This is a genomic window from Litchfieldia alkalitelluris, assembly GCF_002019645.1.
GTDB lineage: Bacteria > Bacillota > Bacilli > Bacillales > Bacillaceae_L > Litchfieldia > Litchfieldia alkalitelluris.
The window spans coordinates 3,741,728-3,756,386 of the sequence record NZ_KV917374.1 but is presented as its reverse complement, the minus strand read 5'-3'; the positions used below and the strand labels follow the sequence as shown (position 1 = coordinate 3,756,386).

The following is a 14,659-nucleotide window of genomic DNA, read 5'->3' as shown; positions in this document are numbered from 1 at the left end:
AAGTGATTGAAACAGCTATCTATATTATCTATCTATACTCACTTATAATATGTAACCTCTTTGTTAAGTTTTGTTATATAATAAATCAAGGTCCTAAAATGATAGTGTGTCCTTAAGTTGACAGGAGGAAGAAACGTGTTTAAGGATATTGAAATACAAGAGATGATTGATTTGCACAAAAAGAAAGAAGTAGTCTTAATAGATGTTCGTTCCCAAGCGGAGTTTAATGATACTACGATTCCTGGTAGCATCAATATTCCTATTTTCACTAACGAGGAAAGAGCTGAAATAGGGACTATTTATAAACAGAAAAGCGTTGAAGCTGCAAAAGACCGTGGACTTGAACTCTTTTCTAAAAAGCTTCCAACATTTATAAAAGAGTTCCAGAGAATAAGTGGGGAAAAAATTGTGTTTTGTTGGCGTGGAGGAATGAGAAGCAAAACCTCTGCAACCGTCATTGATTTAATGGGGATAAAAGTCTACAGATTGTCAGGAGGCTACAACGCTTATCGAAAGTGGGTCGTTGAATCACTTAAAGATATAAAGTTACCTACAAAGACTTATGTGCTCAATGGATGGACTGGGACGGGTAAAACAGCTATTTTAAGGAGCTTATATGCAAAAGGATACCCGGTTTTGGACATCGAAGGCATGGCAAATCACCGTGGATCTATTTTTGGTCAAATAGGACTTGTACCGTATAACCAAAAAATGTTTGACTCATTATTTTTACAGGAAGTAGAAAGATTGCAAGGTTCACCATTTGTCGTGTTTGAGGCTGAGAGTAAAAGAGTAGGAAAAGTTGTATTACCTGAGATCCTGTTAAAGCAAAAGGAAACAGCTACACAGCTTTTTATTGATTTACCGGTTGACGTGCGCGTTAAACATATATTAGAAGACTATCGTCCTCATGAGCATCAAGAGCAGTATATTGAAGCTTTTTCACGTATTAAAAATCGAATTCATACACCAATAGCTAATCAGATTGAAAATAATCTACATGAAAGCTCGTTTGACACAGCGATTCAATTATTACTAGAGCACTATTATGATCCAAGATATCTGCATATGAGTAAAAACTATTCGCAAGATAACATTGTTACTATAAAAGCAGAAACCATTTCCGAAGCATCAGACCTCGTGGAAGAGGCTCTTCAAACTCAGATGATTAAACACTAACACATAGCGGAAAGGGAGTCGTACTCTCTTCCGTTTTTTATTTTTAATTTTGTGAAATTATAGTAAAATATATAAATAGTTTTATAAAAAGGGGAGATTTTCTGTTGTTACATCTTAAAGCACCAACGATAGAGAGCTATTTTAGAACATTAAATATTTTGGATTTTGATGTACACCCATCTGAAAATGAAATTACATTTACAACGAATTTAAATGGTTTTTATAATATCTGGGCATTGAAATTGGACAAAGGCTATCCTTATCAAATGACGACCATGAACCAGATGAGTTCCTTTGTAAAATATGCCTCACAAGGTCAATATCTTTTAACAGGTTTTGATACAAATGGGGATGAGGACTATCATGTCTATGCTATTCCTGGAAGTGGTGGAGAAGCGACACCATTATTAAAACAGGAAGGTGAGAAATTCTATTTTGGAGATCTTTCTCAGTCAGGAAAGGATCTATATTACACAACCAGTGTAGATAATCCGAATTTTTTAAATGTAGGAAAGCTAAATTTAGAAACAAATCAGAAGACAGTACTTATTCGTGGTGAAGGTGGTCCCTGTGATCTATTTTCAGTAAGTCCTGATGAAGCAACCTTCACCTTTTCAAGAGCAGTTGGAAATACAAGTGAGTTTGGATATGTATTAGTCAATGGTGAAGAAATTCTCTTAACACCATCAAAAGAACATGCTCACAGAGTCAATCAAGCTGAATACATTGACAATGATAATATCATCTTCATTACCAATTATGAAAGTGAATTTAGTTATATAGCTAGTTTTCATATTAGTACTGGAGCATTTAAAAAGCTTGTTGAAGTTGAAGGCCATGAACTCTCAGATCTAACAATTGATAAACTTCAACAAAAAGCTTACTTTGTCGCACAAAGAGGAGTGGAGGATCATTTGTATGAGATGAACCTTAGTTCTAATGAAACCATCAAATTAGACACGCCGATTGATATCATTGATAAACTAGTTGTCGGAAAAAAAGGTACGCTATTTTTACTAGGACGTTCAGCTAAGCTAGCTGCTAATGTATACTGTACAACAGACTTTGTAGCATGGAGACAATTAACAGAACATAAGATTATCGGTGTGAATAGTGATGAATTAACAGAACCAGAAGTACTTACATATAAGAGTTTTGATGGATTAGAAATTGAAGCGTTATTTTATCAACCACAGCAAGAAAACGATAATGGGCATACGATTCTTTGGCCACATGGCGGACCTCAGCATGCTATTCGAAAAAATTTCAGCCCCTTATTTCAATATTTATGTAGCCAAGGGTATCGAGTCTTCTCACCTAACTTTAGAGGGAGTACAGGGTATGGAGAAACCTTCATGAAATTAGTGAATAAGGATTGGGGTGGTGGACCAAGACTTGATATTATTGCTGGTATGGATTGGTTAAATAAAGAAGGTAAGTCCACTTTTGATAAATGGTTTTGCGTCGGTGGAAGCTATGGAGGATATATGACTCTATTACTTCATGGTAGACACCCAGAACGTTTTAAAGCATTTGTTGATATTTTTGGACCTAGCAATTTGTTCACAACAATTGAGACAGCACCTGAACATTGGAAAGCAGCAGACCGAGAACTAATTGGTGATGTTGAAGAAGACCGTGAAAAGCTAATTGAGGATTCTCCGATGACATATATTGATCAAATGACGAAACCAATGCTTGTGATACAAGGGAAAAACGATCCTCGTGTTGTAAAAATCGAATCAGATGTCATTGTTGAGGCGATGGAAAAGCGTGGACAGGACATTGAGTATCTTGTCTTAGAGGACGAGGGACACGGTTTTTCAAAAACAGAAAACGCAATTAAAGTTTATAAAACAATGGTAACATTTTTAGAAAGATATATCTGATCATGAAAACAGCACTAGGTCTCTTCATTCCTAGGCTGTTTTTTATTAATTTGATACTAGTGCAACTTGCTCACTGACTGTTGAGATATATAGGTTGATACCTGTTTTGGTTCCAATATTATTATTGATACATTTGATCACTTTGGCCATTAATTGGATTTTGCCCTTGATATTTGTTTAAAGCCTGCTGAATGATTGGTTGATCCTCTGGTACAAGTTGATAAGTAGCACCCATTTTACTAACGAGTGTTTGATCAGCCTGCTCAAGCGGGTAATACCCTTTTTTAACCATATATTGCCACATGTCATATGCATGACTACAACTCATCATAAAGGCTGTTTGAAGGAAGGAGCGTAACTCAGGATTTGCTGCTTCCATTGCAGAGTATGCATATTCACGGCCAGCACGCTTTAGGGTTAAAAGATAAGCAGTACCCATTTCTCGGTCATTCATATCCTGAACAATCGTACGTGGTTGAACAGGAATATACTGTAATACAGGTGATTCAGTATAATTATTCAACTGACGCTGCTCCTGAAATAATGGCAGCTCCTTTTTTGCACCCTCTGTTTGATTTAGGAATTCAACTTTCATATTGTAATCCCTGATGTGAAATGGGTAATGCCTTTCCATAATACTCTTAAGCTCAGGGTCTTGGACATGTTGAAGCATATATGACATATTAGTAATTGAATTCACACAACTCAAGGTTAATTCATGTAAGTCCTGCAATTCATGGGCTGCTAATTTCATTGTTATTTCCTCCCTAAAGTTGATTGTTGAAAAGTAACATGAAAATTCCAACGATATTAATCTTCCTCACAGAAAAATAATAAAAGCAGTTAAATTAAGGGAACTGTTTTACATATTAAAACCTTTAAGGAACAGAATATAGTTGAAACTATTCGTTCATAAAGGAATGATAACTTGTGGAAAATGAAATGCAGTATAGTAAGGATGAAAGATTTATACCAGTAACATCAGTAGCAAGTGGCCTTGGTCAGCAAGTGGGAGAAGATATTTATTGTCATACAATTCAAGTTGTGAATATTTGTTTGGTTGGCAGCCCTGAACATTTTATTCTTATAGATGCAGGAATGCCTGAATCATCAGACGAGATTTTGTCAATTGTGAAGGAGCGCTTTGGCGAAGGTAGTCGTCCAAAAGCAATTGTGCTTACACATGGGCACTTTGATCATGTTGGTGGGATTATTGAACTTATTAATGAATGGAACGTGCCTGTTTATGCACATGAATTAGAGCTTCCATATCTTACGGGAGAAAAAAGTTATCCTGCCCCTGACCCGACCGTTGAAGGCGGAATGGTGGCGAAAATGTCACCGATGTTTCCCAATGAGCCAATCAACCTAAGTGATCATGTACAAGCACTTCCATCCGATGGTAACGTTCCTGAGATGATGGGATGGCGCTGGATTCACACACCCGGACATAGCCCAGGCCACGTGTCTTTTTTTAGGGAAGAGGACCGTTCATTAATCGTAGGAGATGCGTTTGTTACCGTAAGACAAGATCACCTGTATAAAGTATTAACTCAAGAAAAAGAGTTGAATGGACCGCCAAGGTACTTAACGACGGATTGGGAAGCGGCATGGAAGTCAGTAAGAACACTTCAACAGTTAGACCCTAGTGTTGCTGTAACCGGGCATGGGGTTCCTATGGCAGGAAAAGAATTAAAGGAAGGTCTAGAAAGACTGTCTAGTGAATTTAACTCGTTAGCGATTCCAGATTACGGAAAGTATGTAGATAAAGATAAATTAAATTGATTTTTTCAATTGTTCCTGTTCACGCAGGAGCATTTTTTATGAAATAATGCCTGTTAATAGCAATCATATTCATACTTTACTATAATTAAGAAGGAAAAATTTATAGAAAAGTGAAACCATATCAATAAACAATTCGTACATATACGTATGAAATGACTCCGACTGAGGAGGTGTTGGAAATGAGTCTTTTAAAAAAGCTGTTTGGAAAAAAAGAACAGATAAAGGAAGTTAAAAGTCGAAGTGTCTTATCAATTGAAGTGGCTGATATAGTCACATATGACCTTGAGGATTATGAGGTTGTAGGTAAATTAATTTATCAGGACCACGGATTTGAATGGAAAGCATACCAACTTCAGGGACCAAACAAAACCATTTGGTTAAGTGTTGAAATGGATGATGAACTTCATGTTGGAATTTATGAAAAAGTAAAATTAAAGCTAAGTGAACCGATACCAAAAGAAATCACTTACAATAATGTCAAATACTTTCTTGATGAATCGGGTTCTGCAAATGTTCGTGGTGAAGGCCGAGGTAGTAATGTGAATAATATAAAATGTATGTATTATGATTATTGTGATGAAGACGAAGAACAATATTTATCTGTAGAAGTATGGGGTTCTGAAATCGAGGCTAGTGCAGGGTATGATATTGAGGAATATGAAATAAAAATAATTGCTGGTAGCTAAAATGAAAATTGGAGGGGAAGAAGGATGTTCTCATTTTTCAAAAGAGTAAAAACAGTTGTAAATTCAGAGTTAAATGCAATGCTTGATAAAGCAGAAGATCCAGTAAAAATGTTGGACCAATTTATGCGTGAAATGGAAGCTGATATTCGTGATGCCGAAACTGCTGTAGCTAAGCAAATTGCTAATGAAAAATTGCTTCTCAGAAAAGTTGAAGATGCAGAGAAGATGGTTGTGAAACGTGAAGAACAAGCTTTAAAGGCATTAGAAGCGGGAAATGAAGATTTGGCAAGGAGAGCATTAGAAGATAAAAAAGGACATCAAAGTACTGCAGATACGTTAAAAAGTTCCTACCTACAAGCTAAACAAGATGCCGATACACTAAGAGCAAAGCTTGAAGAAATGAAAAGTGAATATAATGAAATGAAACTTAAAAAGGACACATTAAAGGCAAGAGCTCAATCTGCTCAAACAAGAACAAAAATGAACCGTGCCATGTCAAATATCGGAAATGACCAATCTCGCCAAGGATTCGATCGGATGGAAGAAAAGGTACTCAGATATGAGGCTGAGGCTGAAACGAGTGAAGATTTACGTTCATCTAACCGAAGTCTAGATAGCGAATTCGACGCATTGGATAAAAGTAATGGGGTCGATGATGAGCTAGCTGCATTAAAGAAAAAGCTAGGTCGTGAATAGTTAAATCAAAAAAAGAGACTGATGCACTTTTCTAGTATAAATGATTCATCAATAAGTTATGCTGGAATAAAGTCAGTCTCTTAGCTTTGATTGAAAGCAGGTGGAAATATGAAGAAACTACTTTTAGCTTTTGGACTTTTACTAACATTTCTTTTAGTCGCGTGTTCAAATGGTCTTTCAAGAGAAGGAGTGGCTGATTATATTTATAATGAGTATACCCTTTATGATACAGTTAACGATGCCACAGATACTGCTAACTTTTCAGAGATTTATCTCGCAGAAAACCAAACAATTGAAAATGTCTCAGACAATATCGTATCATTTGAGCAGCCTAACGAAATTAGTGAAGTAAAGGATGGAAAACAGGTTCTTATTTATGATGAATTATTTGTTATCATAACAGAGGATAAAGATAATTCTTTAAATTCAAATATTGAAGTGGCTAATCATGATTTTGTAAGAAACAACTATTCCCCTAGTTTCTTTAACGGTCTATTTTTACTATGGGTTTTAGATGATGTACTCGATGTTGATGATTGGGGGAAAAAACGTCAAGTACAATGTAAACAAAATCCAGATTATTGCTACGGTGGTTATGGGAGTTCAGGTGGATATAAGGGAATTAATAAGACTCCAACCGTACGTGGGGGAAGCTCAACTGTCCGTGGTGGTGGACCAGGCGCAGGTAAATAGAGAGGAGTAAGATAATGGAACCATTTTTATTAACTATTTTATATTTTGTCATTGGAATCATCATTGTAATTATAGGGTTGGTTATTTTTGAAGCATTAACAAAGAAATACAGTGATTGGGAAGAAATCAAAAATGGAAATCAAGCGGTTGCCTTGTCCATCATTGGGAAAATAATTGGAATTTGTATAATCCTGTCTTTTTCCATTTATCATAGCTCTCAAATTCTTGATACACTCATTTGGGGGATCGTAGGTATTGTCTTGCAAATGGCTACTTATTTAGTTTTTGAGTTTGCTACTAGGAAGTTCTCGGTTGAGGAGCAACTTCTAAAAGGCAATATTGCAGTAGGAATTATCAGTTTCGGTGTTTCTGTTGGAATGGCATTCGTAATCGGGGCTTCAATTACTTGATCACATGCAAAAGGGGTCCGGGAACATGCAAGACAACTTGAAAAAAACAAGTGCAATCTATTGGGCTTCAGGAATTGTTTCTATTTGTGGAATTATTTTTGAAGTTTTATTTGGAGCTGCAGGTTCATACATATTGGGAGATGGTGTAAAGCAATATACTTTAACCATCTCTCTCTTTCTAACGGGAATGGGTATAGGGGCTGTAATCAGCGAAAAAGTAACACGTAATTTAATCCTTTCGTTTGTTTGGATTGAATATCTTATCGCTATAATTGGTGGATTCTCCACATTTATCCTTTTTGGTGTAACAGCCTATTTAAGTGCAGGTACTGATGCCTTCTTTTTATATTCAATTACATTAATTGTAGGAACCTTAACTGGAGTAGAATTACCCATACTTATTCGTAAAGCAAATGAGATAGGAGAGACACTAAACCGAAGTGCTGCAAGGGTGTTATTTTCCGATTATGCAGGGGGATTAATTGGAGGTATGCTCTTTGTATATATTCTGCGGCCACAATTTGGGTTAGTTAAGACAGCATTTGTCGTAGCGCTTATCAACATTTGTGTAGCGATATGGCTATTGGTTCAGTTTAAAAATGATATTAAAAACTGGAAAATTCATGGAGTTTTAGGGGGAGTAATCTTTACAGTAATATTAGCTGGTGTTTTTTTTGGTGAAGAAATGGCCTTTAAGTTTGAACAAAAATTATACAGAGACCCAATTGTATATTCAGAGCAAACAAACTATCAAAAGATCGTTTTAACAAAAGAACAGGGTGATTTACGTCTATTTTTAGATGGACAGCTACAATTCAGTTCAACTGATGAATATCGTTACCATGAAACACTTGTACATCCTGCAGTTTCATTGACTGATAAGCCATCAAAGGTCTTAATCTTAGGTGGTGGAGATGGACTTGCCATTAGAGAATTAAAAAAATATGACAATATTGAATCAATTACGGTTGTAGATTTGGATCCCCGTATGATTGAGCTTTCGAAAACACATCACGATATTGTGAAACTAAATAATCATGCATTTAATACTGACCATGTAATGATAGAAACTAAAGATGCTTTTAATTTTTTAAAGGAAAACAGTAGTATTTATAATGTGATTTTAATAGATTTACCAGACCCTAATAATGAATCCTTAAATAAATTATATACCCTAGAGTTTTATCAATTAGTTCGCAATCATTTGGCCCCTGGTGGCACGGTTATGGTGCAAGCAACAAGTCCTACCTTTGCAACAGAAGTTTATTGGAGTATTGATAAAACAGTTAAAGCTACCGGCCTTAAAACTGAAAACCTCCATGTAGATATACCAAGCTTTGGTGATTGGGGATTTATTTTGGCAAAACGAGAGGATTTCAATATAGAGGACGTTAAGATAAAAGCAGATACTAGATTCATTACAAATGATTTAGTGCAAGCAATGACTTATTTTGGTAAGGATATTGATTTGGAAAATGACAATGGAACAAACTTAGAAATAAATACACTAATAAATCCGATCTTAATTGAAAAGTACACAAAAGCATGGCAGCATTATTAGACTATGGCGAACAGCAATCAATCGGATTGTTGTTCTTTTTATTTTTTATAATAGGCCAAATAGCAAACATCTTCAGCTTTTATCAACACTAATTTCTGCTAAATTGTATATTATTTATAATAATTGTTAAGTCTCTTCATATGACCTAAAATGGGAGACGGAAATTATGATTTCATTTCGAGGAGACGCGCATAAGCTGTATCTAAAGATAAGAGAAAATAAATTAAATAATAAAAAACTTAGAGATATCAAACCGTTAACTGAGATTCAAGAATTCCAGAACTTTTACAGGGAAATTGATAGTGATACATTAAAAACAATTTATTACAGGATGATTAAGGAAAAAAATGGATCAGGTATTATTCCGATTTTTGTAACTTCTGTACCCTGGTTTTTCTTTCTTTTCTCAAAACAATTACAAGAATTGTTATTCAAAGAAGGAAGTGTTCTATGGATCTTATTTAGTTTCATTTATCTATTTACTTTATCAACAAGTGTTATTCTTCATTTTAGAGAAAGAGCGTGGGCTGCGGTTCATATTGAAATTATCCAGGATACATTAAAAAATCGAAAAGACAAGGGAAATACAGAACAATTTTCATAACTCTTCTAGATTTAAAACATTTAAATGTCTTTTTTGAAATGGTAGTTCAAAGGTAAACATCCATTTCCTAGAAGGGAATAGGTGTTGTTTATTTGAGTACTTGGAATGAGATGAAATCCAATCAGTACAATCAAAAACAATAGCAGTTTCTTTTTGTGATGTTTTTTAAATTCACGTGAGACAAAGCTAGGTTCTTACGATAAATAATAGCTTCCTGATCGTCCCCCTGCCGAACCAAAATGTATTGATAGATTTGATGTTTAATCCTATAGTAGTAGTGAGGGTACAATAAATCCACTACATAAAAGGGGAAGAAAAAATGAAAATCTTTATTTCTGCAGATATAGAAGGTGTTTCAGGGGTATCAACAAATCAACAATTAAAAACACCAAGTGAGTATCAACGCTTTCGTAAATTGATGACACAGGATGTGAATGCTGCCATTGAAGGAGCCTTCAATGGTGGTGCAACTGGAGTAGTAGTTGCAGACGGGCATGGAAATATGTCAAATATCTTTATAGAGGAATTAGATTCAAGAGCTACTCTTGTACAAGGAAGCAATCGAGTAATGTGTCAATTAGAAGGTTTGGATGATTCATTTGATGGAATCATGTTTATAGGTCATCACGGACGAGAAGGTGGCTCTGAGCGCACAATCATATCGCATTCATTGGCTGGTATATGTGTCAATGAACTGAAAATTAATGGTAAGGTTGTTGGGGAAACAGAAATGAATGCAATGGTTTCTGGATACTATCATGTTCCTGCCATTATGATTTCAGGTGACGATGCTTATGTCGCGGAAGTACAAGAAACTTTACCAAATGTAGAAGGTGCCGTAGTAAAACGAGGTATAGATCGATTTGCTTCAGAATTAATTCATCCAGTAAGAGCACAACAAATTATACGTGAAAAAGCAGAGGCAGCCGTGAAAAGAATTAGTAGTTTTGAACCACTAAATGTCGATGGACCTGCTACCTTTGAAATTCAGTTTAAAGGGTCTAACCAAGCTCTTATGACAACAACGATTCCTATGGTAAACTTAATAGATCCAAAGACAATACGCTTCACCTGTGATGATATTGTAACTGCATATAAATTAATGTGGGGCTGTGTAATCATTGCTATAACAGCAACCAATGGTGTTTTGGGAAATGTAAATGCATAAAAAAATATTTGAAGAGACTATCCTTTTTGGATAGTCCTTTTGATTATTTAGGACCTTTTATTAAGTGAAGTTGCTATAAGTGGTCTAATCAAAAATTCTATGAATCACTTAGAACGTTTTATAAAATTATTTATCATTTATTGATATAGATAAAGTGATATGATATATTTAATTTGCAAGAAAGCGTTTGCGTACAAAAAATGCATTGTCGAATAGATTCTTAGATTGTTCGGGAGGGATATTTTTTTATTTTAATGCAAACGGTTGCTCAATCCAAACAAGGTGAAAGGGGAAAAAGAATATGAGTAAAGGTTTCAATAAGTGGTCGTCGATTGGTTTAGTTTTTATCCTACTAGTTAGCTTATTAACTAACTACATACCTGTCATTGAGGCAAATGACGAACTTGTAAGCCCTGTACTGAATGAAAATGGATCAGTTACATTTTCTTATGTAGATACTGATGCAGAAAGAGTACGTGTTGCAGGAAGTTTCACAGATTGGCAAAACAATGCTTTGGAAATGAAAAATAATGGAGGAATATGGTCAGTTACTACTAAGACTCTAGTTCCTAATACGTATGAATATAAGTTTATAGTAAATGAAGATCAATGGATTGTAGATCCACTTAATACACAACTATCTGGTGATAACAGTGCTCTTATTGTTCCTGGATTAAATCTTGAAGAAAATTCTTCGCTTATTGAAGCTGGAAGTGAGATAAATCTTAAAGCTAAGCGTGTTAACAATGATGGTACACTGACAGATGAGTCAGAGAATGTCAGATGGAGTGTAGATAGTACTACAAGTAATATTGAAATTGTAAGCGAAAACACTTTGACGGTGGCACCTTCTGTCCCGGTGGGCACGACTTTTAATATCATTGCTGAACAAGATAACTATAAAACTATTAAGCAATTAACTGTAAGTGAAAAGTTAAATGAATATACAATAAATTATCATAGACTTGATAACAACTTAGAAAACTGGGATATGTGGATTTTTAACGGAGGATATGAATCTGCTGGATATGAATTCCAAACTGTTAATGGTACTGACATTAAGTTTGCAAAAGGTGTCCATCATTTCCCGGGTAGCGCAATAACAATCATCCCAAGGAAGGGTAATTGGGAAACCCAGGATAATGAATATACTATAACTCTACCAGATAATAGCAAAGCGACTGAGGTTTGGTTGATTGAAGGAATGGACACAGTATTTACAAGTGAAGAGGCAGCAATTGAGGCTTTAATTGGTCCGCAGCCAGAAAAACGAAAAGTCCAATTTGTTTATGAAAGAAAAAACAACGATTATGATGATTGGAACATCTGGACATGGCAAACTGGAATGACAGATGGACAAAAAGATTTTCAAGAAATCACTGAACAAGGTGCAGTTACTACATTTGAGATCGGAAAGAATACTTCAAGTGTGGGGTTCGTTTTAAGAAAAGGTACTGATTGGGCAGTAAAAGACCCATATGGACAAGATCGTTACATTACTACTGACCTTACTCAAATGTTAACAAAAGTACATGTTTATGAAGGAGAAGAAGCAATCCGTGTGATTCCTTCAGTTAATGGACCTAAGATAGAAGACGGGAATGTAACTTTCTATTATAGAGATCAAGAATTATTTGAACAAAATGAAATGAATAGTCTTGATTCTGTTAAAGTAAAGGTAAATGGTCATGAATATGAGATGGAGTATAATAGTGATAACGAGTATTTTATTTATACACTTGAGAATGTAGAGGAAGGAATTCATACTTACACATTCCTAGTTACCGTAAACGCTGAAACTTCTGAGGTAGCCGATCCTTATAATACAAATGATGAAGGATTATCAATTGTAGAGTACTTTAAGCCTAAATTAGATATTAAGACAACTTTATCTAAAGAATCATTGAATTATAATGAAAACACTGTTTTATCTGTAGAGATTGATCAATCAGATTTAGTAGATGAGCTCTATATTGATGCATCATCAGTAGGTGTTCAAGAAAAAATTAGCATTGATCCTGAATTAATGTCTCAAACACTAGCTGTTAATGACTCTGTAACAGCAGGAACAAAGCAATTAACACTTACAGCTGTGGATATCTACGGAAACAAGCATTCAGAAACATTAGAAATCCAAGTAAATGCAAGACAAACTGTAGGAGAATTAGACTTTGATTGGGATGAAGCACGTATTTATTTCATGCTAACAGACCGTTTTGAAAATGGAGATCTTACAAACGATGATCCAAATGGCGCAAATTATGACACAACACATCCAGAAACGTATCATGGTGGAGATTTCCAAGGTATTATCAATCGATTAGATTATCTTGAAGATCTTGGGATTAATACGATTTGGATTACTCCGATTGTTGATAATATTGAATGGGATTTACGTCATGACAAAGATGGAAATCAATTTGGTTATCATGGTTATTGGGCAGATGACTTCACTAGTCTTGATGAACATCTTGGTGATCTTGAAACATTCAAGGAACTAATCGATAAAGCCCACGATAAAGGAATTAAAATAATGGTAGATGTTGTTTTAAATCATACTGGATATGGTTTAAAGGAGACTGATTCTACAGATTTGAATATCCCACTATATCCGACTGACGAAGATCGTGCAAGATTTGAAGGAATGCTCCGAGATGGTGGATTGGATGTTATTGAAGGTGAGTTAGCTGGATTACCAGATTTGCTTACTGAAGACAAAGAAGTAAGAGATCAAATTATCAAATGGCAAACAGATTGGTTAACTAAGGCTAAGACAGACCGTGGTGATACCATCGATTATTTCCGTGTTGATACAATAAAGCATGTTGAAACAACAACTTGGAAAGAATTTAAAAATGAATTAACAAAGGTAAAACCCGACTTCAAAATGATTGGCGAATATTATGGTGCAACTGTAGATAATACAGGTGGATATCTAAATAGTGGTCAAATGGATTCTCTATTAGATTTTGATTTCAAATATCAAGCTGAAAGCTTTATTAATGGAAATCTTGAAGAAGTTGCAGCAAATCTAGAATATCGAAATAGCAAAATAACAAGCTCCGCAACACTTGGGCAATTTTTAAGTAGTCATGATGAAAATGGTTTCCTAACAGAGCGCGCTGGTGGGGATATCTCTAAGCTAATGGTAGCGGCTGCCTTACAGATTACTTCAAAAGGTCAACCTGTTATTTATTATGGTGAGGAACTAGGTCAATCAGGCGATCATGCAGGAGATATGGATGCAGGCGAGTTTAATGAAAATCGTGAAGATATGCCATGGGAGAAATTTGAGAATGGCGATGAAACGATGGTAGCACTTCATAACCATTATCAGAAGCTCTTAAATATTCGAAAGGATTATTCTGACATTTTCTCTAAAGGTGAAAGTTCTACTGTTGGAGGAAGTAATGAAGAGCAATACCTAGTTATTGAGCGTGAGTATGATGAACAATCGGTGTATGTTGGTCTTAATATTGAAGAAGCACAAAACACGTCGACCTTTACAGTTGATTATCCTACAGGAACGGTTGTAAATGATATTTATAACGGTGTAGAATATGTAGTTTCTGACAATCAGGAAGTAACTGTTACTGTTCCATCAAGAGAAACTGGTGGTACGTTTATCCTTGCTGCTGTAAGTGATGACCCTATCGATGGGGAACAGCCAGGAGAAGGGGATGAGCCAGGAACTGGTGAAGGTCCAGTAAACGGAGAAGAACCTAAAAATGATCAAAAACCTGGTGGAAATGGTGATAAAGCTGAAGGTGAAAAACCATCAGATTCAGATGTGGTTGATACACCAAAAACAGGCGGAAAATTACCAAACACCGCAACACCAGTCTATAATCTTTTATTAATGGGTGCAGCTTTATTAGCAATAGGTTTATCTATCTTTCTACTAAAAAGAAGAAATGCTAGAGTCTAATCAATAAAAAAAGCTTGTGGTTATATCGCCACAAGCTTTTTACGTATAATTATAGGGGAT

General features: G+C 35.4%; 12 protein-coding genes. 11 read left to right on the top strand and 1 reads right to left on the bottom strand.

Features of this window, described 5'->3' with window-relative positions; genetic code table 11:
• Window positions 1–135 precede the first annotated feature (135 nt).
• Window positions 136–1,179, top strand: a complete 1,044-nt coding sequence (gene mnmH / locus BK579_RS17535; RefSeq protein ID WP_078547676.1) for a tRNA 2-selenouridine(34) synthase MnmH — start codon at window positions 136–138, stop codon at window positions 1,177–1,179.
• 104 nt (window positions 1,180–1,283) lie between these two features.
• Window positions 1,284–3,068, top strand: coding sequence for a S9 family peptidase (locus tag BK579_RS17530; RefSeq protein WP_078547674.1), 1,785 nt, complete (start codon window positions 1,284–1,286; stop codon window positions 3,066–3,068).
• Window positions 3,069–3,189: 121 nt separating this feature from the next.
• Here the strand turns inward: BK579_RS17530 and BK579_RS17525 are convergent, their stop codons facing one another.
• Window positions 3,190–3,822 carry a spore coat protein gene (locus BK579_RS17525; RefSeq protein WP_078547672.1) on the bottom strand — a complete coding sequence of 211 codons (633 nt, stop codon included), beginning with the start codon at window positions 3,820–3,822 and terminating at the stop codon, window positions 3,190–3,192.
• A gap of 176 nt (window positions 3,823–3,998) precedes the next feature.
• Here BK579_RS17525 and BK579_RS17520 point away from each other — a divergent pair, with 176 nt between their 5' ends.
• The 9 genes from BK579_RS17520 (at window position 3,999) to BK579_RS17480 (ending at window position 14,599) form a co-directional block, all read left to right on the top strand.
• Window positions 3,999–4,853: an MBL fold metallo-hydrolase gene (locus BK579_RS17520; protein ID WP_078547670.1), complete on the top strand. Its 855-nt coding sequence runs from the start codon at window positions 3,999–4,001 to the stop codon at window positions 4,851–4,853.
• Window positions 4,854–5,032: 179 nt separating this feature from the next.
• Window positions 5,033–5,539 (top strand): DUF4178 domain-containing protein, encoded by a 507-nt coding sequence (locus BK579_RS17515; protein ID WP_078547668.1) that lies wholly within the window; start codon window positions 5,033–5,035, stop codon window positions 5,537–5,539.
• A gap of 24 nt (window positions 5,540–5,563) precedes the next feature.
• On the top strand, window positions 5,564–6,235 hold the full coding sequence (locus tag BK579_RS17510; protein WP_078547666.1) for a PspA/IM30 family protein: 672 nt from the start codon (window positions 5,564–5,566) through the stop codon (window positions 6,233–6,235).
• A gap of 108 nt (window positions 6,236–6,343) precedes the next feature.
• Window positions 6,344–6,928: a DUF4247 domain-containing protein gene (locus BK579_RS17505; protein ID WP_078547664.1), complete on the top strand. Its 585-nt coding sequence runs from the start codon at window positions 6,344–6,346 to the stop codon at window positions 6,926–6,928.
• Window positions 6,929–6,942: 14 nt separating this feature from the next.
• On the top strand, window positions 6,943–7,338 hold the full coding sequence (locus BK579_RS17500) for a DUF350 domain-containing protein (protein WP_078547662.1): 396 nt from the start codon (window positions 6,943–6,945) through the stop codon (window positions 7,336–7,338).
• A gap of 25 nt (window positions 7,339–7,363) precedes the next feature.
• Complete coding sequence (locus BK579_RS17495; protein ID WP_078547660.1) at window positions 7,364–8,899, top strand: polyamine aminopropyltransferase; 1,536 nt, start codon at window positions 7,364–7,366, stop codon at window positions 8,897–8,899.
• A 166-nt stretch (window positions 8,900–9,065) separates the two neighbouring features.
• On the top strand, window positions 9,066–9,503 hold the full coding sequence (locus BK579_RS17490) for a hypothetical protein (RefSeq protein WP_078547658.1): 438 nt from the start codon (window positions 9,066–9,068) through the stop codon (window positions 9,501–9,503).
• A 319-nt stretch (window positions 9,504–9,822) separates the two neighbouring features.
• The gene (locus BK579_RS17485; protein ID WP_078547656.1) at window positions 9,823–10,671 is read left to right on the top strand and encodes a M55 family metallopeptidase; all 849 of its coding nucleotides are present in this window, start codon (window positions 9,823–9,825) and stop codon (window positions 10,669–10,671) included.
• Between the two features lie 301 nt (window positions 10,672–10,972).
• The gene (locus tag BK579_RS17480; RefSeq protein ID WP_078550663.1) at window positions 10,973–14,599 is read left to right on the top strand and encodes an alpha-amylase family glycosyl hydrolase; all 3,627 of its coding nucleotides are present in this window, start codon (window positions 10,973–10,975) and stop codon (window positions 14,597–14,599) included.
• The last annotated feature ends 60 nt before the right edge of the window (window positions 14,600–14,659 follow it).